The organism is Curtobacterium sp. MCBA15_005 (genome assembly GCF_001864855.1).
Taxonomy (GTDB): Bacteria; Actinomycetota; Actinomycetes; order Actinomycetales; family Microbacteriaceae; genus Curtobacterium; species Curtobacterium flaccumfaciens.
The window spans coordinates 1-247 of record NZ_MJGL01000031.1 but is presented as its reverse complement, the minus strand read 5'-3'; the positions used below and the strand labels follow the sequence as shown (position 1 = coordinate 247).

The window sequence follows — 247 nt, the reverse complement described above, 5'->3', positions numbered from 1 at the left end:
GCAGCGCGAGTACCTCGTGCGCATCGCGGCCGACCACCTGAGGACCTTCGTCACCCGGGGCACCCGGCTCGACGCCGTCGGCGAGGCCGGCTGGACCGTCCCGGGCCGCTCCTGGGCGGGCGAGGCCAGCCGCACCCTGCTGCAGGCACAGTCCGTGCAGGCAGGCGAGATGGCCCTCGCGGCCTAGGTCCCACCAGCACCACCACGAAGCGCCGCCGAGTCCGCTCGGCGGCGCTTCGTCGTTCCC

1 protein-coding gene is annotated in these 247 nt (G+C 75.3%); it reads left to right on the top strand.

Annotation, left to right across the window (positions count from 1 at the left end; translation table 11 throughout):
* A partial coding sequence (locus tag BIU89_RS18585) for a hypothetical protein (RefSeq protein ID WP_175475022.1) occupies window positions 1-187 on the top strand: 187 nt, incomplete at its 5' end.
* Window positions 188-247 lie beyond the last annotated feature (60 nt).